We start from the raw sequence: 23,735 nt of genomic DNA on the forward strand, positions 1-23,735 counted from the left end.
GCTAAGGGAGCTGGCGCGGGAAACGCGCCAGGGATGGATCACGAGATTGCAGGCTACTCCTCGCGTCAGATAATGTCTAATATATGACTCGTCAAAAACTCATATCCACAGAATATGGCAAGCGTTGATTTGCGGCTGTTGCGGTACTTCCTGGCCGTCGCCGAGGAATCCCATCTGACCAAGGCCGCTGCCCGGCTCGGCATCCGCCAGCCGCCGCTCAGCCAGCAGATCCGCGTACTGGAGGCGGAGCTGGGCGTAACGCTCTTTCACCGGCTGCCGCGGGGCATGGAGCTCACCGAAAGCGGGCGCGCGCTGCTCGAAGACGCGCGCAACATCATCGCGCTGGTGGACCAGGCCGTGGAGGGCGTGCGGCGCGTGTCGCAGGGCGAGGCGGGCCGCTTGACGGTGGGGTTCACGGGCTCGGCGGCATTTCATCCGTTCGTGCCGTCGGTCATCCGGCGGTTCCGCGAAAGCGCGCCGCACGTGCATCTGGTGCTCGAAGAAAGCAGCACGGGCGAGCTGCGCGAGGCAGTCGCCGAGGGGCGCATCGATGTCGCGTTCATCCGCGGCGCGCATGGCGCGGACCCGGGCGTGCAGATGGAAACCGTGCTCGAGGAAGCCATGCTGGCGGCCTTTCCGGCCGACCATCCGGCCGTCAGGGGCCGCACGCGCAAGCGCATCTCGCTGTCGGAGCTGGCGGACGAATCGCTGATCCTGTACCGGCGTCACAGCGGCCCGGGGCTGTACGACGCCATCATCAGCGCATGCCGCGCCGAAGGCTTCAGCCCCCGCGTCACGCAGGAAGCGCCGCGCATGCTGTCCACCCTGAGTTTTGTCGCCGCGGGACTGGGCGTGTCGCTGGTGCCCGCGTCGCTGCGCCGCGTGAACATCGAGGGAGTGGTGTACGTCAGCGTCACCCATCCGGCGGCGCTGCGCGCGCCGCTGAACCTGATCTGGCGCGACGCGCCCCTGTCCGGCGCCGCCCGCAAGCTGATCGACGAAGCGCGGCGTCAGCGCGACGAATCCCGGGCGGGCGAAAGCCCCTGACCCGGGGCCGCGTTTGGTCCGCCCTGCCCCGGCGCTACACTTGCCGCCACCGCATCCTGCAATGACCCACGGCTTTCCATGCATTCCGAATCCCCCATCGGCGTATACGACTCCGGCGTCGGCGGCCTGAGCGTCGTCCGGGCGATCCGCGACCTGCTGCCCCACGAGCCGCTGCTCTACGTAGCGGACTCCGCCCATGTGCCCTATGGGGAAAAGACCCAGGCCTTCGTCGAGCAACGCGCCTGCGCCATCGCGGACTACTTCGTGTCGCAGCGCGCCCGCGCCATGGTGGTGGCCTGCAACACCGCCACGGCCGCGGCGATCGCGCTGCTGCGCCAGCGTCATCCGGCGCTCATCATCATCGGCGTCGAACCGGCCATCAAGCCCGCCGCGCACCTGACGCACACGGGCGTGGTGGGCGTCTTCGCCACGACCGGGACGCTGGCCAGCCCCAAGTTCGCCGCACTGGTGCAACGCGAGGCCCCCGAGGTGCGCATCGTGCTGCGGCCCTGCCCGCAATGGGTGCGGCTGGTCGAGCAAGGCGTGCTCTCGGGCCCCGAAGCCGCCGAGGCCGTGCGCGGGCCGGTCGCCGAACTGCGCGAGGCCGGGGCGGACGTGCTGGTGTTGGGCTGCACGCACTTTCCCTTCCTGCGCGACGTGATCCAGGACGCCGCCGGCCCCGGCGTGCCGCTCTTGGAGACGGGCGCCCCGGTGGCGCGCTGGCTGCGCCACCAGCTGCATGAACGCGGCTTGCTGGCGACCCAAGGTCCGGGCGCCCTGCAGTTGCAGACCACGGGCGACGCCGACGCGCTGGCGCAGCTGGCAAGCCGCCTGCTGGGTACGCCCATGCCGGCCGGCACGGTGCCCGACGCGTGGCGGGGACTGCGCCCCGCTTGATCTGCCGCAGCGCCGGGAGGCGCCGGCGGGGCGAATGTGAGATACAGTGGAACGCACGCCCCCACGGCCCGCAAGGAGACGCCATGAAACGCATCCTGATTCCCGTCGATGGTTCGGAAACTTCCCTGAACGCGGTCAAGGCGCTGCTCGATGCGCGCCGCTACGACCCGGTCGAACGCGTGGACCTGCTCACGGTCCAGATGCCCTTGAAGCCCGGTGCGTTCGGCAGCGGCCTGTCGCAGGACGAGATCGATGCCTATCATCAAGAGGAAGGCGAGGCCGCGCTGCAGGCCGCCAGCGCGCTGCTGACGCAGGCCGGCGTGCCGTTCGACGTACACATCGAGGCCGGCGCGGCTGCCGAGACCATTACGCGCATGGCCGATAAAACCGGCGCCCACGAGATCTTCATGGGGACGCGCGGCCTGGGTTCGGTGTCGGCGCTTTTCATGGGGTCGGTCGCCACGGGCGTGCTGTCCCTGACCGAACTGCCCGTCACGCTGGTCAAGTAAGGAGCCGTCATGCTGAACATCCTCGTTCCCGTCGACGGCTCCGACAACGCGGACCGCGCCGTCGACTATGCGCGCCGCCTGGCGCAGGGCGCAAAATCCGCGCGCATCCACCTCATCAACATCCAGACGCCGCCGCGCGGGCGCGCCGGGTTGTCGCGCCTGATCACGCAGGACATGATCAACGATTTCTACGCCCGCGAAGGCCGCGAAGCCACCGAAGCCGCGCGCAAGCTGCTGGACACGGCCGGCGTGGACTACGTCAGCCACGTGATCTTTGGCAACGCGCCCGCCGAAATCGCCGGCTATGCGCAGGACCACCGCTGCGCCCGGATCGTCATGGGCACGCGCGGCAACGGCAAGCTGACCAACATCCTGATCGGCTCGGTGGCCAATCAGGTGGTGCAGCTGGCGCAGGTGCCGGTCACGCTGGTGAAGTAAGCGCGCCTGGGTATGATGGGGCGACTTGCAAGCCCTGGAGTCCCCATCATGGTCAACCTGCGTTTCGCGCTGGCGGCCGCCCTGGCGCTGACGTTGCTCAGCGCCTGCGGCGAGGTCGCCAAGCTGCCCGTCGAAGCCGGCATGGGGCCCACGCCTCAGCTGCCGCCCCCCAACACCACGCTCATTCCCACGGTGAACACGGCCAAGGCCGTGGGCTGGAAGCCGGGCACGCAGCCGCAGCCCGCGGACGGCCTGACCGTGACGGCGTTCGCCACCGGGCTGGATCATCCGCGCTGGCTGTACGTGCTGCCCAATGGCGACGTGCTGGTCGCCGAGACCAACGCGCCGCCCAGGCCCGAAGACGCGCCGGGTGGCATCAAGCAATGGGCCGCCGGCCTGGTAATGAAACGCGCGGGCGCCAAGACCGACAGCGCAAACCGCATCACGCTGCTGCGCGACGCCGATCACGACGGCGTGGCGGAAACGCGCACGACGCTGCTGGAAGGATTGAATTCGCCGTTCGGCATGGCGCTCGTCGGCAACCAGCTATACGTGGCGAATGCCGACGCCGTCGTACGCTTTCCCTTCGAACCGGGCCGGACGCGCGTCACGGCGCCGGGCGTCAAGGTCACCGACCTGCCCGCCGGCCTGAACCACCACTGGACCAAGAACCTCATCGCCAGCCCGGACGGCTCCCGGCTGTATGTGTCCGTGGGGTCCAACAGCAACGTGGGCGAGAACGGCATGGACATCGAGGAAGGCCGCGCCGCCATCTGGGAGCTGGACGTGGCCAGCGGGCAAAAGCGGCTGTACGCCACGGGGCTGCGCAATCCGGTCGGCATGGCCTGGGCGCCGGACGGCAAGACGCTGTGGACGGCCGTCAACGAGCGCGACGAGCTGGGCAGCGACCTCGTGCCGGACTACATGACCTCGGTGCGCGACGGCGGCTTCTATGGCTGGCCGTACAGCTACTTCGGGCAGCACGTCGACACGCGCGTGCAGCCGCCGCGGCCCGATCTCGTCGCGCGGGCAATCGTGCCCGATTACGCGCTGGGCCCGCACACCGCGTCGCTCGGCCTGGCGTGGTCGGGCGGGACCACGTTGCCCGAGCCCTATGCACACGGCATGTTCGTGGGCCAGCACGGCTCGTGGAACCGCGATCCGCGCAGCGGCTACAAGGTGATCTTCGTGCCCTTCGACCAGAACCAGCCCGGCGGGCCGGCCAAGGACGTGCTCACCGGCTTTCTGGACGAGTCCGGCCAGGCGCAGGGCCGGCCGGTGGGCGTGGCGATCGACAAGCAGGGCGGCCTGCTGGTGGCGGACGATGTCGGCAATGTCGTCTGGCGCGTGGCCGCCAAACCGTAGACGCGCCCCCACGCAGGCGCTGGGCGCAGCGCATGCCCGCCCCTACAATGGCCGCTCCCGAATTCCAGACTGGAGCGAGCATGAGCACGGAAAAAGTGGCGATCCTCACGGCGGCCGGCAGCGGCATGGGTGCGGCGGCGGCGCGCAAGCTGGCGGCGGACGGATACCGCGTGGCCATCCTGTCGTCGTCCGGCAAGGGCGCGGCGCTGGCGCAGGAACTGGGCGGCCTGGGCGTCACCGGGTCGAACCGCTCGCCCGAAGACCTGTCGCGCCTGGTGGACGCCACCCTGCAGAAGTGGGGCCGCGTCGACGCGGTGGTCAATAGCGCCGGGCACGGTCCCAAGGGTCCGCTGCTGGAACTGAGCGACGACGACTGGCACCTGGGCATGGAGTTCTACCTGCTGAACGTGGTGCGCATCACCCGCCTGGTGGCGCCGGTGATGAAGCAGCAGCAATCCGGCGCCATCGTCAATATCTCCACCTACGCCACGTTCGAGCCGGAAGCGCTGTTTCCCACGTCGGGCGTGTTCCGCGCCGGGCTGGCCGCCTTTACCAAGGTGTTCACGGACGAGTACGCGCAGTACAACGTGCGCATGAACAACGTGCTCCCGGGCTTCATCGACAGCCTGCCCGAAAAGGAAGGCCGCCGCGTGCGCATCCCGATGGGCCGCTACGGCACGGCGCAGGAAGTGGCGGACCTGATCGCGTTCCTGGCGTCGAGCGCATCGTCCTACATCACCGGCCAGAACATCCGCATCGACGGCGGCATCACGCGCTCCGTGTGACGCGCGCGGGATCGCCGGCCTCATGCGTTTGGCGTAGTCCCTCGTCCGAATGACGGTATTGAAGGCCCCGGCGGGCTTTTAGTACCGTAGGTTTTCACATTCGACGAGGTGTTTGGCGCATGTCCGCTACATCGTCAGCGGCTGCGCCGCAGTCCGCCCCCCCGACTCCCGGCCAGGCCTCGCGCTTTCTGGCGCAGGCCACCTTCGGCCCCACGCCGGCCGACATCGACGCCGTCGTGCGGGTCGGCTATGCCGCCTGGCTGGACGCCCAGCTGGAGATGCCGCCTTCACAGACGCATTTCGACTGGCTGCTCCAGAAGAACCGCAACACCGAGGCCTTCAAGGGCAACGGCATCAATGCGCCGCTGGAATCCACGCTGTGGCGCAAGTTCATCAGCGCGCCCGATCAGGTGCGCACGCGGGTCGCGTTTTCGCTGTCGGAGATCTTCGTCGTCGGCGTGTCCGCCATCACGGCGTCGTGGCCGCTCTTCGGCGCGGCCGGTTTCATGGATCTGCTGGCCAGGCACGCCCTGGGCAATTACCAGGACCTGCTGACCGCGGTGACGCAGAACCTGTCGATGGGCTGCATGCTGACCTATCGCGGCAACCGCAAGGAAGACCCCACGACAGGCCGACATCCCGACGAAAACTACGCGCGCGAGGTGATGCAGCTGTTCAGCATCGGCCTGCTGGTGCTGGAGCAGGACGGCACGGTCAAGCTCGTCAACGGCGCGCCCGTGGAAACCTACACCAATGCCGACGTGCAGGGGCTGGCCAAGGTCTTTACCGGCTGGGACATCAACGGCCCGGAAACGGACGTGGAGTTTCACCGCCGCCCCATGGCGCTGAACAACGCGCTGCACTCGATGTCGGAGAAGCGCTTCCTGGGCGCGGTCATCCCGCCCGGCACGGATGGCCACCTGTCGCTCAAGCGCGCCATGGAGGTCATCAGCGCCCATCCCAACGTGGGGCCCTTCATCGGCATGCAGCTCATCCAGCGCATGGTGACCAGCAATCCCAGTCCGGCGTACGTGGGCCGCGTGTCGGCCGTGTTCAATGACGACGGGAACGGCCGGCGCGGCAACCTGAAGGCCGTGGTGCGCGCGATCCTGCTGGACCCGGAGGCGCGCCAGCCGGACCTGAGCTCGCCCTATTGGGGCAAGGTGCGCGAACCGATCCTGCGCTTTTCGGGATGGGCCCGCGCCTTCGGGGCGGATTCGACCAACGGCGAATGGGCCATGCCCGACACCACCGACAACACGATCCGGCTGGCGCAGAGCCCGATGCGGTCGCCGTCGGTGTTCAACTTCTTCCGGCCCCGCTACGTGCCGCCCGTCACCGAGCTTGCGCGCCGTCACCTGGTTGCGCCGGAGCTGCAGATCACCGACGAGACCAGCATCGCGGGCTATTTGAATTTCCTGGCCATCTACGTGGACCGCGGTTGGGAGGACCTGCAAACCGCCTACACGCCCGAGATCGCGCTGGCCAAGGACCCCGAGGCGCTGGTAGCGCGCGTGGTGCTGCTGCTGGCGGGCGACGCCTTCAGCGCACGCACCGCGGCCGCCATCGCCAAGGCCGTGGCCACGCTGCCGCCGGACCGCCCGCGCGACCGGGTCCGCGCCGCCATCATGCTGGTGGCCGCCACCCCGGAATACCTGGTGCAGAAATGACAGACCGCCAAGGCCTCGACCGCCGCAACTTTCTCCTGCGCGCCATGGCGCTGGGCGCAACCCGCGGCGCCGCTCCGCTGGCGCTGAACCTGGCCGCGATCGGCGCCGCCGCGGCGCAATCCGCCCCGCCCGCGTACAAGGCGCTGGTCTGCGTCTTCCTGTACGGCGGCAACGATCCGTACAACACGCTGGTCCCCTACGATCCATCGTCGTATCGCGCCTACGCCGCCGCGCGCGGCGACATCGCGCTGCCGCGCGACGTGCTGCGCGCCACCGTGTTGCGCGGCAAGGCGGACACCCAGGGCGGCATGCAGTTCGCCCTGGCCCCCGCGCTGGCGCCGCTGGCCCCGCTGTACGAACGCGGCGAGCTGGCCGCGCTGTTGAACGTCGGTCCGCTGATCGTGCCCACCACCAAGGCCGAATACATCGGCGCGCGCGTGCCGCTGCCGCCCAAGCTGTTCTCGCACAACGACCAGCAGTCGGTCTGGCAGGCGCTGGCGCCCGAGGGCGCGTCCTCAGGCTGGGCGGGCCGGCTGACCGATCTCTTCGCGGGCGCGAACGCGCACCGCACCTTCACCGGCATCACGGCGGGCGGCAGCACGGTGCTGCTGGCCGGCCGCAAGGTGGCGGGTTATCGCGTGGGCATCAACGGATCCACGCAGATCGACCTGCTGCATCGCGACATGTATGGCTCCAGCGCCTGCACCGCCCTGCTGCGCGAACTGATCACCGAGCCGCGCGAACACCTGATGGAACGCGAGATGTCGCGCATCGCCGCCCAGTCCATCTCAGCCGACACGCGCCTGCGCGCCGCCTTGGCCGACGTCGCCGTGCCCGGCGACTTTTCGTCGCCGCTCGCGCAGCAGTTGCGTATCGTGGCGCGCATCATCGCGGCCCGCGACACGCTGGGCGCGCGGCGGCAGGTGTTCTTCGTCTCGCAGAACGGCTATGACAACCACACGGGCCTGTCCGATACGCACCCGGCGTTGTTGAAGGAACTGGGCCAGGCGCTGGCGGCATTCCAGAACGCCCTGTCGGACATGGGCGTGGCCGATCAGGTCACCACCTTCACGGCCTCCGAATTCGGCCGCACGCTGGGGTCCAACGGCAACGGCTCGGACCACGGCTGGGGCGGGCACCACTTCGTGCTGGGCGGCGCGGTCAACGGCGGGCGCTGCTACGGCGCCCACCCGGAAATTGCGCTCAACGGCCCGGGATTCGTCGACAACGGCCGCCTGCTGCCCACGACAGCAGTGGATCAGCTGGGCGCGGATTTGGGCGCCTGGTTCGGCGCCAGCCGGGACGATCTGCGGACGGTGTTTCCGAACCTGCGGCACTTCGGGCCGGAGCCGTTGGGGATGTTGTCGTCTGCGCCGGTCAAGTCTGAAGCTTAGGAGCAAGAGAGTGAGCGCATTGCATCAGCTTCTTCGCAACCGCCTCATCCACCGGTTTCATGCCATACGACCAGAGCTCGAGCATCCGGCCAATATTGCGCACCGCCTCCTGATCTTGATTGACGGACACGAACGACTCCGCGCAATCAGCGGTCTTAAGCAGCGCCGCGCCAAGATGCTTTCGCCAATGATTCTGTCTTGCGGACGAAACGTCGCAGACCAAGCCTAACCGCTTCAAGGCGTCGGCGGTCGGCCAGCGCTTCGTTCCTCCCAGCGTAAGCGCCATGCCGTCATTGGCGTCGCCGTGGTTATCGCGAGGCGCGTACACCGACATCGTCAACATGTCATAAACGGGGGCCAACGTGGGTATCGCGCCGGGCTCGTACAACAGTCCAAAATTCTTCAGGTGCGCATCGCCATTTCTGATGGACGCGGCCAGCAGGTACTGCGCATAGAACTGATCGCAAGCAAGTTGTCCCGCAAGTCCGGGACAAAACGCGCGGATGGTCCGCACGATACGCTCTGCAGAGCCACTGAACTTATCCCGGGCCGGCTGGGCGGTCAGTGCGCACATATCCTCAAAGCCAAGGGCTTTTCCCGCGGCATCAACATCGAACCGTCTGACCAAGAGGCGGCTGAAGTCCGACGCAAGATGCGTTTCGGGCACGTTAAGTCCCATCTCTCGCGCCGCCATCATCCCAAAATGTTCCATCAAAACGATATCTCCCCGATCGGGATCATTCAATTTGACGATCCACTGGTCGACGGCGATGGTGCGCTTGACGCCATCCCCGCCGACGGGACTGCGGGCGAGGAACTTCAGGAATCCTCCGGACACACCCGGGCCGTGACTATCCTCGCCCAAGTAATGGCGCACGATGCCTTTCAAATCCGACGACAACAGATTTTGAAGCGACTCGTGGACGCTTCTTCGCGAAGGCTTGGCGCCTGCAGGCAAGGCTTTGACCTGACCTATCAGGTTCTCGCCAACAATCGACAACAACTCCATGTCGCCAAAACTTGAAAAGTTCTTGGCGAAGAACCGTTCGAGCGTTTGCCGCAATGCCCCTTCGGGCAATGAGACCTGAAACACAGGAAACAGAAATGGGCTTGTCCAGCTTTCCGTGCGTGGGGGCATCAGTAACGAGACGGCCAACTCTCTGGGCGTACTGGGCAAATAGGTAAACACGAAGGAAGTGATGCCGGTTTGGTCCAGCACCCCCACCTTCGTCTCCTGTACGTAGATATCCAACGTCATGATTCACGCCCTTCGCGCGAGCGGCGATACGCCATTTCATTTTCGGCGAACACGTCTTCCAGCGTGGGCGGCGCGTATTCTGCCGGGACGAGCTTCAACTCCAGGTCCAGGACGCGCATAAGCCGCCGCAACGTGGAGACATTGCAATCGCCACCGCCTTCGATGGCCACCAATGCCCGTCGGCTGATACCTGCAAGCTCCGCGAGATGCGCCTGGGTGTACTTGCGGTCACGCCGGGCCTTGACCAGCGCGCCAATCAGCGGGTCCTTCATGTCAGCAGTCATAAGTCACCGGAAATGTGAAGTATAGGTATCAATTTATCGCTAATGGGCACGTTTGTGAAGCGTACTACTCATTTCACACCCCTTCCCTCGCGTCGGAACATTCCAGGACCAAATAACCCCGGCGCCTGACGCGCCGCCGCGCAACGGCTAGCGTCCTCCCCACTTCCGATCTATAACCTCAGACACCCCGCCCCGCCATTCGGCGGCGCGCGCGTTTCCACGGTCCTTGCGCATCGCACCATGAACCTGCCTCCCGATCTGGCGCTCCAGTCCGCCACCGAAGAAGACGTGCCGTTCCTGCTGGCCCTGCGCAAGCGCACGATGACGGAGCATCTGGAGCGTGCAGGCGTGTCGCTGGACGATGCCGGGCACCTGGCGCGCATCCAGTACCACTTCGATGACGCCCAGATCGTCTGGCTGGGCGGGCGGCCCGCGGGGCTGTTCAAGCACTACCGCGATGCCGCCGGCTGGCGCATCGTGCAGATCCAGATCGATCCGGATTTTCAGGGCCAGGGGCTGGGCCGCCGGCTGGTGGCCGGCGTCCTGGACCGCGCGGATCAGGAAGGGGCGCCCGTCACGTTGAGCGTCCTGAAAGGCAATCCCGCCCGGCGGCTGTACGAGGCGTTGGGCTTTACCCCTGTCATGGAGACCGAGCTGGAACATGAAATGCGGTATGACCCCGGCGCCGTCCGGCCGGGTGGTTGAGCCCTTTGCGGCACATTTTTTTCCGGACCGCGGAATAAAGCGGCGCCGGCTGGCGTCCGTAGAGGGCAGTCCCCCACAATCCTCCCCACCTACGAGGCACACCATGCGCAAACACACCGCCGCGGCCCTGGCTCTCGCCTGCGCCGCCCTGTTCTCGGCCGGCGCCCACGCCCAGGCCGTCAAGACCCAGGACGGCATCCTGGTCAATAGCGCCGGCATGACGCTGTACACCTTCGACAAGGACTCCGCGGGCAAGAGCGTCTGCGTCGACGCGTGCGCGAAGGCCTGGCCGCCCGCCATGGCCGCCGCCGACGCCAAGCCGATGGGCGACCTGACGGTCATCACGCGCGACGACGGCAGCAAGCAATGGGCCTTCAAGGGCAAACCGCTGTATCTGTTCGCCAAGGACACCAAGCCGGGCGACAAGACTGGCGACAACTTCAAGGAAATCTGGCACGTCGTCAAACCCTGATCCGGACACCTGCCTGATCAGCCCATGCGCGCCGAAGACGAAGCCCAGATCCTGGCCTGCATCCCCAGCCTGCGCCGCTATGCGCGCGGGCTGACGGGCGACCCGGATCGCGCCGACGATCTGGTGCAGGACACGCTGGAGCGCGCATGGAGCCGCTATTCCCGCTGGCAGCGGCGCGGCGAGCTGCGCGCCTGGATGTTCGGCATCATGCACAACCATTTCATCGACGGCGTGCGCGCCGCGGGCCGGCGCACCGACCAGACGGCGCCGGGCGACCTGCCCGATGCGCCGGTGCGCGCCACCCAGACCGACCAGCTCGAAGTGCGGGACCTGGACCGCTGCCTGCTGGCCTTGCCGGCAGAGCAGCGCGAGGTCCTCTTGCTGATCGCCGTCGAAGACCTGTCCTACCAGGAGACCGCACGAATCCTGTCGGTGCCGATCGGCACCGTCATGTCGCGGCTCTCGCGCGCCCGCGAAAAGCTCGGCGCGCTGATGCAGGGCCGCGAACCCGCCAGACGGCTGCGGCCCGTTCCCTCCCCGCGTGAAATGCCATGACCGACAAACGCCTCCATCCGGTTCCCGCCGCGGGCACGCCCATCACGGAAGCCGACCTGCATGGCTATGCCGACGGCCAGTTGTCCGCCACGCGCCGCGCGGAAGTGGCCGCATTCCTGGCCGCGCATCCGCAGGACCAGACCCGGGTGGACGAGTGGCAGGCGCAGCGCCGCGCACTGCACGCCCTGCTGGATCCCGTGCTGGACGAACCCCTTCCCTTGCGCTTGCCGCTGCGCGCGCCGGCGCGGACGTGGCCCTGGCGCGCGTTGGCGGCCAGCGTGGCCGTCGCCGTGGTCAGCGCCAGCGCGGCCTGGATGCTGCGCGGCGCCGTGGATGCGCGCCATCTGCAGACGGTGCTGGCCACCGCCAGCCCGGAGCGGGCGGCAGGCGGCTATGCCCAGCGCGCCGCCATCGCCCACGCGGTGTATGCGCCCGACATGGGCCGGCCCGTCGAGGTCAGCGGCGATAACGAGAAGGCGCTGGTGACGTGGCTGACCAAGCGCATGGGCGCGCCGATGCGCGCGCCGTCGCTGTCGAAAACGGGTTATGAACTCATCGGCGGACGGCTGCTGCCGGGCGGCGCCGGTCCGGTGGCGCAGTTCATGTATGGCGCGGCCGATGGCCAGCGCCTGACGCTGTACGTCACCCGCGAAGCCGCCGGCGGACAGACTGCCTTCCAGTTCACGCAGGAAGGCCCCGTGCGGGTGTTCTATTGGGTCGAGGGCGAGTTCGGCTACGCGCTCTCTGGCGCCGTCAGCCGAGACGAACTGCAGCGCGTGTCGCAAGAGGTCTACCGCCAGCTGCAGGGCTAGACGCACCCGCTGGGGGCTGCGCGCGGTGGGCTGCGGGACGGCGACGTGCGAGTAAGCGGGCTGCCGGCTGCCGCTCAGCCCGCGCTGGCCCGCGCCTCGTGCAGCATGTGCAGCGTGATCTTGCGCACCTCGGCCTTGCTCATCTCGATGTGGGACCGCAGCATGCGCGCGGCCTCCTCTGCCCGGCGCGCCAGGATCGCCCGCAGGATGGCCGCGTGTTCGTCGTAGGTGGCGTCCACGCGGAAGTCCTTGGTGAAGTCCAGCCGCCTGACGATGCGGATCTTTTCCGTGACGTCGCGGTGGATCTGCGCCATCTCCGGATTGCCTGCCGCGGCCACCAGCGAGCAGTGGAAGGCTTCATCCAGCTGCGCCACCAGCCGGCCGTCCAGGATGCGCTGCGGCGGCGGCACCAGCCAGACGTCCGTCAGCGCGCCCAGAATGCCGGCCGGATCCATGTGTTCACGGGCGCACAGCTTTTCCACCGCCGCCTGCTCCAGCACCACGCGCACGTCGTACAACGCCTCGAAGCGTTCGAAGTCGAACGGCCGCACCTGCCAGCCGCTGCGCGGCCGGGCCAGCACAAAGCCTTCGCGTTCCAGCCGCGCCAGGCCCAGCCGCACGGGCGTGCGGCTGACGCCCAGGCGCGCCACCAGGTCGGCCTCGGTGAAGCGTTCGCCGGGCAGCATCCGAAAGCCGAACAGGTCGTCCTTGATGCGCTGGTAGACCTGATCGGCCAGCGAGCCGGCAAGCGCCGGCGCGGGGCGGAGGGCCGGGCCGGCCTGGACGGCTTCCAGCCGCATCATCCGGTCACGACGCACGTGGCGTCTTCGGTGATCACGACCAGCGGATCTCCCGCGTTGACGGGCTTGCCGGGCACGCAGCGTATGGCGGAAACCGTGCCCGACGCCGGCGCGATGACGGACAGCTCCATCTTCATGGCTTCGACCACCACCAGCGTGTCGCCGGCCGACACGCTCTGCCCCACCTGGACCGGAATCTTCCAGATGTTGCCGCACATGTCGGCGCTGACCAGCCGCTCGCCTTCGCGCAGCACGGTCTCGGCCTCGGGTTCGGCGGCAGGCGGTTCGGCCGCCACGTCCTCGGTCTTCCAGAGCGCCACCTCGGCATCGAACGCCGTCTTCTGGCGCGCCTGGAAGGCGGCGATGCTGTCCGCCTGCTCGGCCAGGAAGCGCCGGTGCGCGGCAAAGTCGAACACTTCTTCCTCGATGCGAACGGTGGCGCGGCCTTCGCGGAAGTCTTCGCGCAGGACATCCAGTTCCGCCTCGGTGACGGGATAGAAGCGCACCTGGTCGAAGAACCGCAGCAGCCACGGCTTGCCGTCCTGGAACACCGGGTTCTTCAGGAACTTGTTCCAGATGGGCAGCGTGCGGCCCACGAGCTGATAGCCCCCGGGCGAGTCCATGCCGTAGATGCACATGTACACCCCGCCGATGCCCACCGTGCCTTCGGCGGTGAAGGTGCGCGCGGGGTTGTACTTGGACGTCAGCAGCCGGTGACGCGGGTCGATGGGCACCGCGCACGGCGCGCCCAGATACACGTCGCCCAGGCCCATGATGAGATAGCTGGCATCAAAGACGATGCGGCGCACCTCGTCGCGCGCGTCCAGCCCGTTGATGCGCTGAATGAAGTCGACGTTGTTCGGCAGCCAGGGCGCGCTGGCGCGCACCGTTTCCTGATAGCGCTGCACCGCGCCCAGCGTGGCGGAATCCTCGAAGGCCATCGGCAGGTACACGACGCGCGTGGGCACCTTCAGGGTCGCCACGTCGGCCAGCTCTTGTTCGATCTCCAGCAGCTTCGCAATCAGCGCGCCCTGCAGGATGACGCGGCTGTCGTAGCGGATCTGCAGCGAGCGCACGCCGGGCGACAGCTCCAGCACGCCGTCAACCGGATCCGCATTGAGCGCCTCCATCAGCAGGTGGATGCGCATGCGCAGCGCCAGGTCGAGCACGTTGTCGCCGTATTCCAGCAGCAGATAGCCGTCGCCGGCTTGCCGGTACGACACCGACGGGCGCGCCCCATCGGCGGGCAGCGCGGCGATGATGGTCTCCGAGACCGTCGCCGGCACGGGCGCGGGCTCGGTCGCGGCCGGCGCCGCGGGCGCCAGTTCGGCGATGCGGCGGTCCTGCGCGGCTTCCAGCGCCACGGCCTGCGGGTAATCGATGCGCACGAAGCGGATGCGGTCGCCGGGCTTGACCTGCCCCACCTTCCACAGCTCGGCACGCGCGATGGTGACGGGACACACGAAGCCGCCCAGGCTGGGGCCGTCGCGCGTCAGGATGACGGGACTGTCGCCGGTGAAATTGATGCTGCCGATTGCGTACTCGCAATCGTGGATGTTGGACGGATGCAGGCCGGCCTCGCCGCCGTTTTCCCGCGCCCAAGTGGGCTTGGGACCGATCAGCCGGACACCCAGGCGATTGGAGTTGTAGTGCACCTCCCAGTCGGCCGCAAAGAAGGCGTCGATGGCGTCGGGCTGAAAGAAGTCGGGCGCGCCATGCGGGCCGTAAAGCACGCCGATCTCCCAGGTGTTGCCGTATTCGGGGATCAGCGCGGCGGGTGCGGCCTGCGGCAGCGTCTCGGGCGGCGCGGCCGTGGCGCCCGCCAGTTCGGGACGCACGACGGGCAGCATGTCGCCCACGCGCAGCGTGCGGCCGGCATGGCCGCCAAACTGGCCCAGCGCAAAGGTGGACCGGCTGCCCAGGTACACCGGCACGTCCAGCCCGTTGCGCACCGCCAGGTAGCTGCGGCAGCCGGACAGCGCGCGGCCGGTGGCCAGCACCTGTCCGGATGTGACAAAGATGGGCTGCCACATCGGCACCGGCTCGCCATCCAGCGTGGCCGCGCACGACGCGCCCGTCAGCGCCACGACGGCATCGCCGTGAAAGCGCAGCGTCGGGCCGATCAGCGTGGTCTCGATGCCGGCCGCGTCCGGCGCGTTGCCGACGATGCGGTTGGCCACGCGAAACGCGTAATCGTCCATGGGGCCGGAGGGCGGCACGCCAATGTCCCAATAGCCCGCGCGGCCGGGATAGTCCTGCACGCTGGTGTAGGTGCCCGCTTCCAGGACCTCGATGGCCGCGGGGCGGTACGCAAAGCCTTCCAGAAAGCGCGTGGACAGCTGGCCGGCGCGAAAGCGCGCATCGGCCACGATCTGGCGCAGGTAATCCAGGTTGGTCGCAATGCCGTGCAGGCGCGTGCGCGCCAGCGCGTCGGCCAGCTTGTCCAGCGCGGCCTCGCGCGTGTCCGCATGCACGATCAGCTTGGCCAGCATCGGGTCGTAGAACGCGGGCACGTCGGTGCCGGTCTCGACCCAGCCATCGACGCGCACGCCGTCCGGGAACGACACTTCCGTCAGCACCCCGGGCGACGGCTGGAACTGGCGCAGCGGATCCTCGGCATACAGGCGCACTTCAATCGACGCGCCTTGCGGGGTGCGCGACATGGCGGCGTAATCCAGCGGCTCGCCCGCGGCAACGCGCAGCATGCACTCCACCAGGTCCAGGCCGGTCACGGCCTCGGTTACCGGGTGCTCGACCTGCAGGCGCGTGTTGACTTCCAGGAAGTAGAAGCTGTCGCGTGCCGGATCGTAGATGAACTCCACCGTGCCGGCAGAGCGGTAGTTCACGGATTCACCCAGCTTGACAGCGGCATCCAGCAGCGCGGCGCGCGTGGCGGCAGGCAGCAACGGCGCCGGGGTTTCCTCGATGACCTTCTGGTTGCGGCGCTGCACCGAGCAGTCGCGCTCGCCCAGCGCCAGCACGCGGCCCGCGCCGTCGCCAAAGATCTGCACCTCCACATGCCGCGCGTTGTCCACATAGCGCTCGATGAACGCGCCGCCGTCGCGAAAGAAGTGTTCGCCCATGCGCTGCACGCTGTCGAACGCGACGGTCAGTTCCGCCTCGTTCTCGCAGCGCGACAGGCCGATGCCGCCGCCGCCCGCCGTGCTCTTCAGCATGACCGGATAGCCGATGCGTTCGGCCTGCGACAGCGCCTCGCCCAGGCTGGACAGGAGTCCGGTGCCCGGCGTCATCGGCACGCCCGCGTCAGCCGCCAGTTCGCGCGAGCGGTGCTTCAGGCCGAATTCGCGAATCTGCAGCGGCGTGGGGCCGACAAACGCAATGCCGGCGGCCTCGCAGGCTTCGGCGAAGTCGGCGCTCTCGGACAGAAAGCCGTAGCCGGGATAGATCGCCTGCGCGCCGTGCGCGCGCGCCGCTTCCAGCAACAGGTCCATGCGCAGGTAGCTGTCGGCGGCCTTCTCGCCGCCGAGCGCCACGGCCACGTCGGCCTCGCGCACATGCGCGGCATTGCGGTCCGGGTCGGAATAGACGGCCACGCTGCGGATGCCCAGCCGCTTGAGGGTGCGGATGGCGCGGACGGCGATCTCGCCGCGGTTTGCAATCAGAACGGTATCGAACACGATGCGACTCCCTGGGGTGAGGCGGGGTTATCGGGTGGCGGCGTTCAGGCTGGCCAGGTAGGCACGCCAGCCGCCGAATTCGGTGATGTCCCGCGCCCCTTCCAGGCCGCGCGGTTCGCAGATGAAGCCCTTGACCAGGCGCCCGTCGGCCAGCTCCAGCGTGCCGATGCCCAGCGGCGCGGGAATCTCGGCCACGAACGCGCCAAAGGCCGTCACGGGCACGTCCCACAGCTCGACTTCGATGGCGGCGCCGCTGTCCATCTTCACCAGGCCCGGCTTGGGCGGCGTGGTGTTGGCCAGCGCGAAGAGCCGGTAGTCGCCGGCCGTTGCGGTCTTCTCAACAAACACCGCGTGACGCGAGGTGAGCTGATGATTCAGCGGCATGCCGGTCAGGTGGGCACCCACCACCGCCACGCGCACGGTGTCCGCGGACGGCGCGCCATCGGCCGCCAGCGCGGGCAGCGGCGCGCCCGTCGCACCCAGCGGCAATCCGCGGCGCGCCTGCCATTGCCTGCCGAACTGCGCCAGCGCGCGGTCCTGCCATGCCAATCCGATCAGCGTGATGCCCGAGGGCAGGCCATCGGCGCGCATGCCGGCGGGCACCGCCAGCGCGGACAGGTCGGCCAGGTTGGCGAAGTTGGTGTAGACGCCCAGGCGGGAATTGAGCGTGACGGGGTCCGCTTCCAGCTGGGCGATCGTGTAGATGGACGGCGAGGTCGGCACGACCAGCGCGTCAAAGCCTTCGAGCGCTCGGTGAATCCGGCGGGTCAGCTCGGCGCGGCGGTACTCGGCCTTGAACGCGTCCAGCGCGCTGTAGTTCGCGGCCTGCTCGACGATGCCGCGCACGACCGGATTGATGGCGTCGGGGTTCTCGTTCCACAACGACTGGACCGCGGCAAAGCGCTCGGCCACCCACGGTCCCTGGTACAGCAATGCCGCCAGTTCGCTGAACGGCGCGAAGTCGATGGCTTCGACCTGGGCGCCATCGGCGCGCAGCGCGCGCACGGCGTCGTCGAACACGGCGGCGGCCTCGGTGTCGCCAAAGAATTCCAGCGACGCCGGCACGGCCAGCCGCGGCGCCTTGGGCCACGGGCGCGCCGCGCCCGCCGGCACGCTGCGCGAATAGGGATCGGCGTCGTCATACCCGCCAGCCACCTGCGCGACCTTGTCGGCATCGTCCACGGTCAGCGCGAAGATCGATACGCAGTCCAGCGTGCGGCATGCCGGCACCACGCCCGCGGTGCTGAGCCAGCCCTTGGTGGGCTTGAGGCCGACGATATTGTTGAAGCCCGCCGGCACGCGGCCGGAGCCCGCGGTATCGGTGCCCAGCGAGAACGCGGCGATGCCGCGCGCGACCACCGACGCGGAGCCCGAACTGGAGCCGCCGCTTACGTAATCGGGATTGAACGTGTTGGCCACGGCGCCGTGCGGCGAGCGCGTGCCCACCAGGCCGGTCGCAAACTGGTCCAGATTGGTCTTGCCGATAAGGATGGCGCCGGCTGCGCGCAGACGGCGCACGACGGTCGCGTCTTCCTGCGGCGTGTAAGCGAACGCGGGACACGCCGCGGTGGTGGGCCAGCCCGCCGCATCGATGTTGTCCTTGATGGCAAACGGCACGCCATACAGCGGCAGGCGCGAGAGATCGCCGCCCGCCGCGGCCAGCAAGAGACGCAGGCCGTCGAGCTGTTCATCGAGCTGGACGCGGTCCACGCGACGGATCCAGGCGTTGTCCTTGTCTGCGTTATCGCCGGGCTCGGCGGCGTAGCCGGCCAACAGCGCCTCGGGCTGCGCCCCGCCGCGGTAGGCGGCCTGCCATTGCGCGATGGTCCAACCGGCGGGTTGCTTCTGCGTTGCTGCGGCATTCATGCTGGAATCCTTTCTTGTATACAAGTACGGATTCCCAAGCAATCTGCGTGCCATGTTGGCGGCGCGCGGCGCTTTCCCTCTGACGCGCGGCCAGACCGCACGCAAGCCGCCGGCACCGGTCCCCGCATCGGCCCGTGCGCCGCACCGGAATCGGGCGCAACGCGCACCGATGTTGTGCGGACGGCACCGTTCTGATCGCACGCGCGCCCCGCCCCGGCCGCCACGCGCCTTCGCGTAAACCCACCCCCTTCATACAGCAGCGGGAAGTGTTGCCAGCACTTGGCACACGTTTTGCTTTTGACTCCTGTGCGACTGCTTTTTCTGAACGTTCTCGCCGGCCCGGCCGGCCTATTCCATCCAGGAGTCACCATGAAACGCAGACTAGCCCTTAAGCAACTGACCGCCGTGAGCCTGTTGGCCATGACCGGATGGATGCCGCAGGTTCACGCCGCCGAGGACACCATCAAGGTCGGCATCCTGCACTCGCTCTCGGGCACCATGGCCATCTCGGAAACGTCGCTCAAGGACGTGGCCCTGATGACCATCGACGAGATCAACGCCAACGGCGGCGTGATGGGCAAGAAGCTCGAAGCCGTGGTCGTCGACCCCGCGTCGAACTGGCCGCTGTTCGCTGAGAAGTCGCGCCAGCTCCTGTCGCAGGACAAGGTGGCCGTGGTCTTCGGCTGCTGGACCTCGGTATCGCGCAAGTCGGTGCTGCCGGTGTTCAAGGAACTGAACGGCCTGCTGTTCTACCCCGTGCAATACGAAGGCGAAGAGCTGGAAAAGAACGTGTTCTACACGGGCGCCGCGCCCAACCAGCAAGCCATTCCCGCCGTCGAATACCTGATGAGCGAGGACGGCGGCGGCGCCAAGCGCTTCGTGCTGCTGGGCACCGACTACGTCTACCCCCGCACCACCAACAAGATCCTGCGCGCCTTCCTGCATTCCAAGGGCGTGAAGGACAGCGACATCGACGAGGTCTACACCCCGTTCGGCCATTCCGACTACCAGACCATCGTCGCCAACATCAAGAAGTTCGCCACGGGCGGCAAGACCGCGGTCATCTCCACGATCAACGGCGACTCAAACGTGCCCTTCTACAAGGAACTGGGCAATGCGGGATTGAAGGCCACCGACGTGCCGGTCGTCGCGTTCTCGGTGGGCGAAGAGGAACTGCGCGGCGTGGACACCAAGCCGCTGGTCGGCCACCTGGCCGCCTGGAACTACTTCCAGTCCGTCAAGAACCCCGTCAACGACGCGTTCATTGCCAAGTGGAAGGCGTACGCCAAGGCCAAGAACCTGCCCAACGCCAACACGGTCGTGACGAACGATCCCATGGAAGCCACCTACATCGGCATCCACATGTGGAAGCAGGCCGTCGAACAGGCCAAGACCACCGACGTCGACAAGGTGATCGCGGCGATGGGCGGCCAGAAGTTCAACGCGCCCGACGGCTACACCATCGAGATGGACAAGACCAACCACCACCTGCACAAGCCCGTCTACATCGGTGAGATCAAGGCGGACGGCCAGTTCAGCGTGGTCTGGAAGAGCAAGGGCCCGATCCGTGCCCAGCCGTGGAGCCCGTACATCCCGGGCAACGAAGGCAAGCAAGGCCTGTAGTCTCAACATCAAGGAATAGGCAGCCATGCGCATCGCGGCAATCGCACACTTCTTGCGTCGTTTCCTTCTGGCATGGCTGCTGGCCGTGCCGGCGCTGGCCGCACCCGCGGCCGCCGCCGGCGTGGACCAGACCCTGCTTGCGCCGCTGGCCGGCGACGACACCGACGCCAGGCTGCAAGCGATTGCCGCGCTGGGCCAACTGCCCGATCCGGGCGCCGCGGCGGTGCTGCAGGCGCTGGGTAGCGATCAGCTCTACGCCACCGCCGACGGCCGCGTGCTGATCGGCACGAGCGGCACGCGCGCCACCGATCCGTCCACGGGCGCGGCCGTGGACCTGCCTGCGGATGCGGGCACGATTTCCATCAACAACCGCCTGCGCCGCGCTATCGAGGCCGCGCTGGCAGGTTCGCGTCTGTTCTCGGACGACGCCAACGAACGCCTTGCCGCGGCCCGGCGGCTGCAGCAGACGGGCGACCCCGCGCGCCTGCCCATGCTGGAAAAGGCGCTGGCGGCGGAAAAGAACGAGGCCGTGCGCGATGCGCTGCTGATCGCGCAGGCCAATCTGGAACTGAAAAGCGAAGATCCCGCCAAGCGCCGCCACGCGGTGCAGGTGCTGGGCGACACCCAGAACGCCGCGTTCCGGCCCACGCTGGCCGCCCTGACGCAGGAGCGCGACGGCACGTATGCGGAGCCCGATGCCGGCGTGCGCGAGGCGGCGGCCAACGCGGTCAAGCAGATCGACCGGCACCTGGCCACGATCGAATGGGCGGGCAATCTGTTTTACGGCGTCAGCCTGGGCAGCGTGCTGCTGCTGGCGGCGCTGGGTCTTGCCATCACCTTCGGCCTGATGGGCGTCATCAACATGGCGCACGGCGAGCTGCTGATGATCGGCGCCTACGTGACGTATGTGGTGCAGACGCTATTTCGCGCGTGGCTGCCGGGCTGGCTGGACTGGTATGTGGTGGCCGCCCTGCCGCTCGCGTTCGTCGTGACGGCGCTGGTCGGCATGGCGCTGGAGCGCACCGTGATCCGCTGGCTGTATGGCCGTCCGCTGGAGACGCTGCTGGCCACCTGGGGCATCAGTCTGATGCTGATGCAGGGCGTGCGGTCGCTCTTCGGCGCGCAGAACGTCGAGGTCGGCAATCCCAGCTGGATGTCGGGCGGCGTGACCGTGCTGGGCGGGCTGGTGCTGACGTACAACCGGATCGTCATCATCGGCTTCGCATTCTTTGTGGTCTTTCTGGTGTGGGCGCTCTTGAACCACACGCGGCTGGGCCTCTTTGTGCGCGCCATCACGCAGAACCGGCGGATGGCCGACTGCGTGGGCGTGCCGACCGGCCGCATCGACATGCTGGCCTTCGGCCTGGGCTCGGGCATCGCCGGGCTGGCGGGCGTGGCGCTCTCGCAGCTGGGCAACGTGGGACCCGACCTGGGCCGCGGCTACATCGTGGACTCGTTCATGGTGGTGGTGCTGGGCGGCGTGGGCCAGCTGGCCGGCACGGTCATCGCCGCGCTGGGCCTGGGCGGCGTGAATAAATTCCTGGAGCCTTACGCGGGAGCTGTCATGGCCAAGATCACCATCCTGGTGCTCATCGTGCTGTTCGTACAAAAGCGGCCGCAAGGCCTGTTCGCCCCCAAGGGCCGGAGCGTCGAATGAAACAGACCGCGCTGACCGACCTGAACCTGCTTGCGCGCCGCCCGCTCTTCTCGGGCCGGGTGTGGGCCGCGCTGGCTGCGGGTGTTGTCCTGCTGGCCCTCCTGCCGCTGATGAATCTGTGGTTTCCGCCGGGCCATACGCTGCACGTGTCGGCCTATGCCGTGGCTTTGCTCGGCAAGTTCATGTGCTACGCCATGGCGGCGCTGGCGCTGGACCTGGTGTGGGGCTATGCGGGCATCCTGTCGCTGGGCCATGGCCTGTTCTTCGCGCTGGGCGGCTATGCGCACGGGATGTACCTGATGCGCGCCATCGGCCGCGACGGCGTCTACCAGAGCGACCTGCCCGACTTCATGGTGTTCCTGGACTGGAAGACCTACCCCTGGTACTGGTCCTTCACCGAGCACTTCTGGTACGCGATGCTGCTGGTGGTGCTGGTGCCCGGCGTGCTGGCGTTCGTGTTCGGCTACTTTGCGTTCCGTTCGCGCATCAAGGGCGTGTACTTCTCGATCATCACGCAGGCGCTGACCTTTGCCGCGATGCTGCTGTTCTTTCGCAACGACACGGGATTTGGCGGCAACAACGGCTTTACCGACTTCAAGCGCATCCTGGGCTTTGATATCACCGCACCGGGCACGCGCGCCACGCTTTACTGGGTGACGCTTGCCGCGCTGGCCGGCGCGCTGATCCTGGCGCGCGCAGTCACGCAAAGCAAGCTGGGGCGCGTGCTGACCGCCGTGCGCGACGCCGAGAGCCGTGTGCGCTTCATCGGCTACGACCCGCTGGGCTTCAAGCTGTTCGTGTGGACGCTGTCGGCCGTGCTGTGCGGCATCGCGGGCGCGCTGTATGTGCCGCAAGTCGGCATCATCAACCCGGGAGAGATGTCCACCGAGAACTCCATTGAAATGGTGATCTGGGTGGCCACGGGCGGGCGCGGCACGCTGATCGGTCCCATCATCGGCGCGGGCGCCGTCAACGGACTGAAGACCTGGTTCACCAGCGTGCTGCCGGAATATTGGCTGTACGCGCTGGGCCTCATCTTCGTGCTGGTGACCCTGTTCCTGCCCACCGGCATCGTCGGTCTTGCCCGCCGCATCGCGGCCCGCATCCAGGAGAAGAAGGCATGACCACCACGCACACCGAATCGGCCATGCTGGACGGCGGCCCCAGCGGCGACGCCGGCTACGGCCGCGTCAGCCCCAAGGGCCTGGACACCAGCCACGGCGCGATCCTGTACCTGGAAGGCATTACGGTCAACTTCGACGGCTTCAAGGCGCTGAACGACCTGACGCTGGACATCGGCGTGGGCGAGCTGCGCTGCATCATCGGCCCCAATGGCGCGGGCAAGACCACGATGATGGACGTGATCACCGGCAAGACGCGGCCCACGTCGGGCACGGCCTATTTTGGCCAGAGCATCGACCTGACCACGCTGAGCGAGGCGCAGATCGCGCACGCCGGCATCGGCCGCAAATTCCAGCGCCCCACGGTGTTCGAGCAGCACACCGTGTTCGAGAACCTGGAGCTGGCCATGAAGACGGACAAGCGCGTGCGCCCCACCCTGTTCTCGCGGCTGACCAGCGAACAGGCCGACCGGATCGGCGAGACACTGGACCTGATCCGGCTGCGGCCCGAGGTCTGGCGCCCCGCGGGCCTGCTGTCGCACGGGCAGAAACAGTGGCTGGAGATCGGCATGCTGCTGATGCAGGAACCGCAGCTGTTGCTGCTGGACGAGCCGGTGGCGGGCATGACCGATGCCGAAACCGAACGCACCGGCGAACTCTTGAACGAACTGCGGGGCCGCCATTCCCTGATGGTGGTGGAACACGACATGGACTTCGTCAACCAGATCGCCGGCGACGGCAAGGTCACCGTGCTGCACGAAGGGTCCGTGCTGGCCGAGGGGCCCATGAGCCGCGTGCAGGCCGACCCGCGCGTGATCGAAGTCTATCTGGGGCGCTGA

21 protein-coding genes are annotated in these 23,735 nt (G+C 67.9%); 16 read left to right on the forward strand and 5 right to left on the reverse strand.

Features of this window, described 5'->3' with window-relative positions:
* Nucleotides 1-114 precede the first annotated feature (114 nt).
* From V6V88_RS21385 to V6V88_RS21420, 8 genes are all read left to right on the forward strand, one after another.
* Nucleotides 115-1,047 carry a LysR family transcriptional regulator gene (locus tag V6V88_RS21385; RefSeq protein ID WP_223572491.1) on the forward strand — a complete coding sequence of 311 codons (933 nt, stop codon included), beginning with the start codon at nucleotides 115-117 and terminating at the stop codon, nucleotides 1,045-1,047.
* Nucleotides 1,048-1,125: 78 nt separating this feature from the next.
* Nucleotides 1,126-1,944 carry a glutamate racemase gene (gene murI, locus V6V88_RS21390; RefSeq protein ID WP_062838724.1) on the forward strand — a complete coding sequence of 273 codons (819 nt, stop codon included), beginning with the start codon at nucleotides 1,126-1,128 and terminating at the stop codon, nucleotides 1,942-1,944.
* Nucleotides 1,945-2,027: 83 nt separating this feature from the next.
* A complete protein-coding gene (locus V6V88_RS21395; RefSeq protein ID WP_062838723.1) occupies nucleotides 2,028-2,453 on the forward strand; it encodes a universal stress protein in 426 nt (141 codons plus the stop codon).
* A gap of 9 nt (nucleotides 2,454-2,462) precedes the next feature.
* Complete coding sequence (locus V6V88_RS21400) at nucleotides 2,463-2,891, forward strand: universal stress protein (RefSeq protein WP_062838722.1); 429 nt, start codon at nucleotides 2,463-2,465, stop codon at nucleotides 2,889-2,891.
* 48 nt (nucleotides 2,892-2,939) lie between these two features.
* Nucleotides 2,940-4,256 (forward strand): sorbosone dehydrogenase family protein, encoded by a 1,317-nt coding sequence (locus V6V88_RS21405; RefSeq protein ID WP_338616245.1) that lies wholly within the window; start codon nucleotides 2,940-2,942, stop codon nucleotides 4,254-4,256.
* Between the two features lie 80 nt (nucleotides 4,257-4,336).
* Nucleotides 4,337-5,041 carry an SDR family oxidoreductase gene (locus V6V88_RS21410; protein WP_280002785.1) on the forward strand — a complete coding sequence of 235 codons (705 nt, stop codon included), beginning with the start codon at nucleotides 4,337-4,339 and terminating at the stop codon, nucleotides 5,039-5,041.
* Nucleotides 5,042-5,160: 119 nt separating this feature from the next.
* Nucleotides 5,161-6,711, forward strand: coding sequence for a DUF1800 domain-containing protein (locus tag V6V88_RS21415; protein WP_338616247.1), 1,551 nt, complete (start codon nucleotides 5,161-5,163; stop codon nucleotides 6,709-6,711).
* Nucleotides 6,708-8,105 carry a DUF1501 domain-containing protein gene (locus tag V6V88_RS21420; RefSeq protein WP_338616249.1) on the forward strand — a complete coding sequence of 466 codons (1,398 nt, stop codon included), beginning with the start codon at nucleotides 6,708-6,710 and terminating at the stop codon, nucleotides 8,103-8,105. Before V6V88_RS21415 ends, V6V88_RS21420 begins: the two co-directional genes overlap by 4 nt.
* Here V6V88_RS21420 and V6V88_RS21425 read toward each other — a convergent pair.
* Together V6V88_RS21425 and V6V88_RS21430 are read right to left on the reverse strand one after the other, a co-directional pair.
* A complete protein-coding gene (locus V6V88_RS21425) occupies nucleotides 8,089-9,363 on the reverse strand; it encodes a type II toxin-antitoxin system HipA family toxin (RefSeq protein ID WP_338616250.1) in 1,275 nt (424 codons plus the stop codon). The genes V6V88_RS21420 and V6V88_RS21425 overlap by 17 nt on opposite strands.
* Nucleotides 9,360-9,635, reverse strand: coding sequence for a helix-turn-helix domain-containing protein (locus V6V88_RS21430; RefSeq protein ID WP_280019441.1), 276 nt, complete (start codon nucleotides 9,633-9,635; stop codon nucleotides 9,360-9,362). The genes V6V88_RS21425 and V6V88_RS21430 overlap by 4 nt, the downstream gene beginning before the upstream one ends.
* A 252-nt stretch (nucleotides 9,636-9,887) precedes the next feature.
* Here V6V88_RS21430 and V6V88_RS21435 point away from each other — a divergent pair, with 252 nt between their 5' ends.
* From V6V88_RS21435 to V6V88_RS21450, 4 genes are all read left to right on the forward strand, one after another.
* Nucleotides 9,888-10,352 (forward strand): GNAT family N-acetyltransferase, encoded by a 465-nt coding sequence (locus tag V6V88_RS21435; RefSeq protein WP_338616252.1) that lies wholly within the window; start codon nucleotides 9,888-9,890, stop codon nucleotides 10,350-10,352.
* 103 nt (nucleotides 10,353-10,455) lie between these two features.
* A complete protein-coding gene (locus V6V88_RS21440) occupies nucleotides 10,456-10,824 on the forward strand; it encodes a hypothetical protein (RefSeq protein ID WP_056326478.1) in 369 nt (122 codons plus the stop codon).
* A 24-nt stretch (nucleotides 10,825-10,848) separates the two neighbouring features.
* Entirely contained in the window at nucleotides 10,849-11,379 is a 531-nt protein-coding gene (locus V6V88_RS21445) for an RNA polymerase sigma factor (protein ID WP_180098043.1), read from the forward strand.
* Nucleotides 11,376-12,191 carry an anti-sigma factor gene (locus V6V88_RS21450; protein WP_280002776.1) on the forward strand — a complete coding sequence of 272 codons (816 nt, stop codon included), beginning with the start codon at nucleotides 11,376-11,378 and terminating at the stop codon, nucleotides 12,189-12,191. The genes V6V88_RS21445 and V6V88_RS21450 overlap by 4 nt, the downstream gene beginning before the upstream one ends.
* 74 nt (nucleotides 12,192-12,265) lie before the next feature.
* Here V6V88_RS21450 and V6V88_RS21455 read toward each other — a convergent pair whose 3' ends face one another.
* Genes V6V88_RS21455 through atzF form a run of 3 tightly spaced genes read right to left on the reverse strand, consistent with a single transcriptional unit; the run spans nucleotide 12,266 to nucleotide 18,495 of the window.
* Entirely contained in the window at nucleotides 12,266-12,994 is a 729-nt protein-coding gene (locus V6V88_RS21455) for a GntR family transcriptional regulator (RefSeq protein WP_152385322.1), read from the reverse strand.
* Nucleotides 12,991-16,629 carry an urea carboxylase gene (gene uca / locus V6V88_RS21460; protein WP_338616253.1) on the reverse strand — a complete coding sequence of 1,213 codons (3,639 nt, stop codon included), beginning with the start codon at nucleotides 16,627-16,629 and terminating at the stop codon, nucleotides 12,991-12,993. The genes V6V88_RS21455 and uca overlap by 4 nt, the downstream gene beginning before the upstream one ends.
* Nucleotides 16,630-16,656: 27 nt before the next feature.
* Nucleotides 16,657-18,495, reverse strand: a complete 1,839-nt coding sequence (gene atzF, locus V6V88_RS21465; RefSeq protein ID WP_338616255.1) for an allophanate hydrolase — start codon at nucleotides 18,493-18,495, stop codon at nucleotides 16,657-16,659.
* A gap of 369 nt (nucleotides 18,496-18,864) precedes the next feature.
* Between atzF and urtA the strand changes: the two genes are divergently transcribed.
* Genes urtA through urtD form a run of 4 tightly spaced genes read left to right on the forward strand, consistent with a single transcriptional unit; the run spans nucleotide 18,865 to nucleotide 23,735 of the window.
* Nucleotides 18,865-20,118, forward strand: coding sequence for an urea ABC transporter substrate-binding protein (gene urtA, locus V6V88_RS21470; RefSeq protein WP_063952076.1), 1,254 nt, complete (start codon nucleotides 18,865-18,867; stop codon nucleotides 20,116-20,118).
* Between the two features lie 25 nt (nucleotides 20,119-20,143).
* The gene (gene urtB / locus V6V88_RS21475; RefSeq protein WP_279214584.1) at nucleotides 20,144-21,775 is read left to right on the forward strand and encodes an urea ABC transporter permease subunit UrtB; all 1,632 of its coding nucleotides are present in this window, start codon (nucleotides 20,144-20,146) and stop codon (nucleotides 21,773-21,775) included.
* The gene (urtC, locus tag V6V88_RS21480; RefSeq protein ID WP_062838709.1) at nucleotides 21,772-22,899 is read left to right on the forward strand and encodes an urea ABC transporter permease subunit UrtC; all 1,128 of its coding nucleotides are present in this window, start codon (nucleotides 21,772-21,774) and stop codon (nucleotides 22,897-22,899) included. Before urtB ends, urtC begins: the two co-directional genes overlap by 4 nt.
* Nucleotides 22,896-23,735: an urea ABC transporter ATP-binding protein UrtD gene (gene urtD / locus V6V88_RS21485; protein ID WP_338616256.1), complete on the forward strand. Its 840-nt coding sequence runs from the start codon at nucleotides 22,896-22,898 to the stop codon at nucleotides 23,733-23,735. The genes urtC and urtD overlap by 4 nt, the downstream gene beginning before the upstream one ends.

This window comes from Achromobacter sp. E1 (genome assembly GCF_037039475.1).
In the GTDB taxonomy this organism is placed as follows: Bacteria; Pseudomonadota; Gammaproteobacteria; order Burkholderiales; family Burkholderiaceae_B; genus Achromobacter; species Achromobacter mucicolens.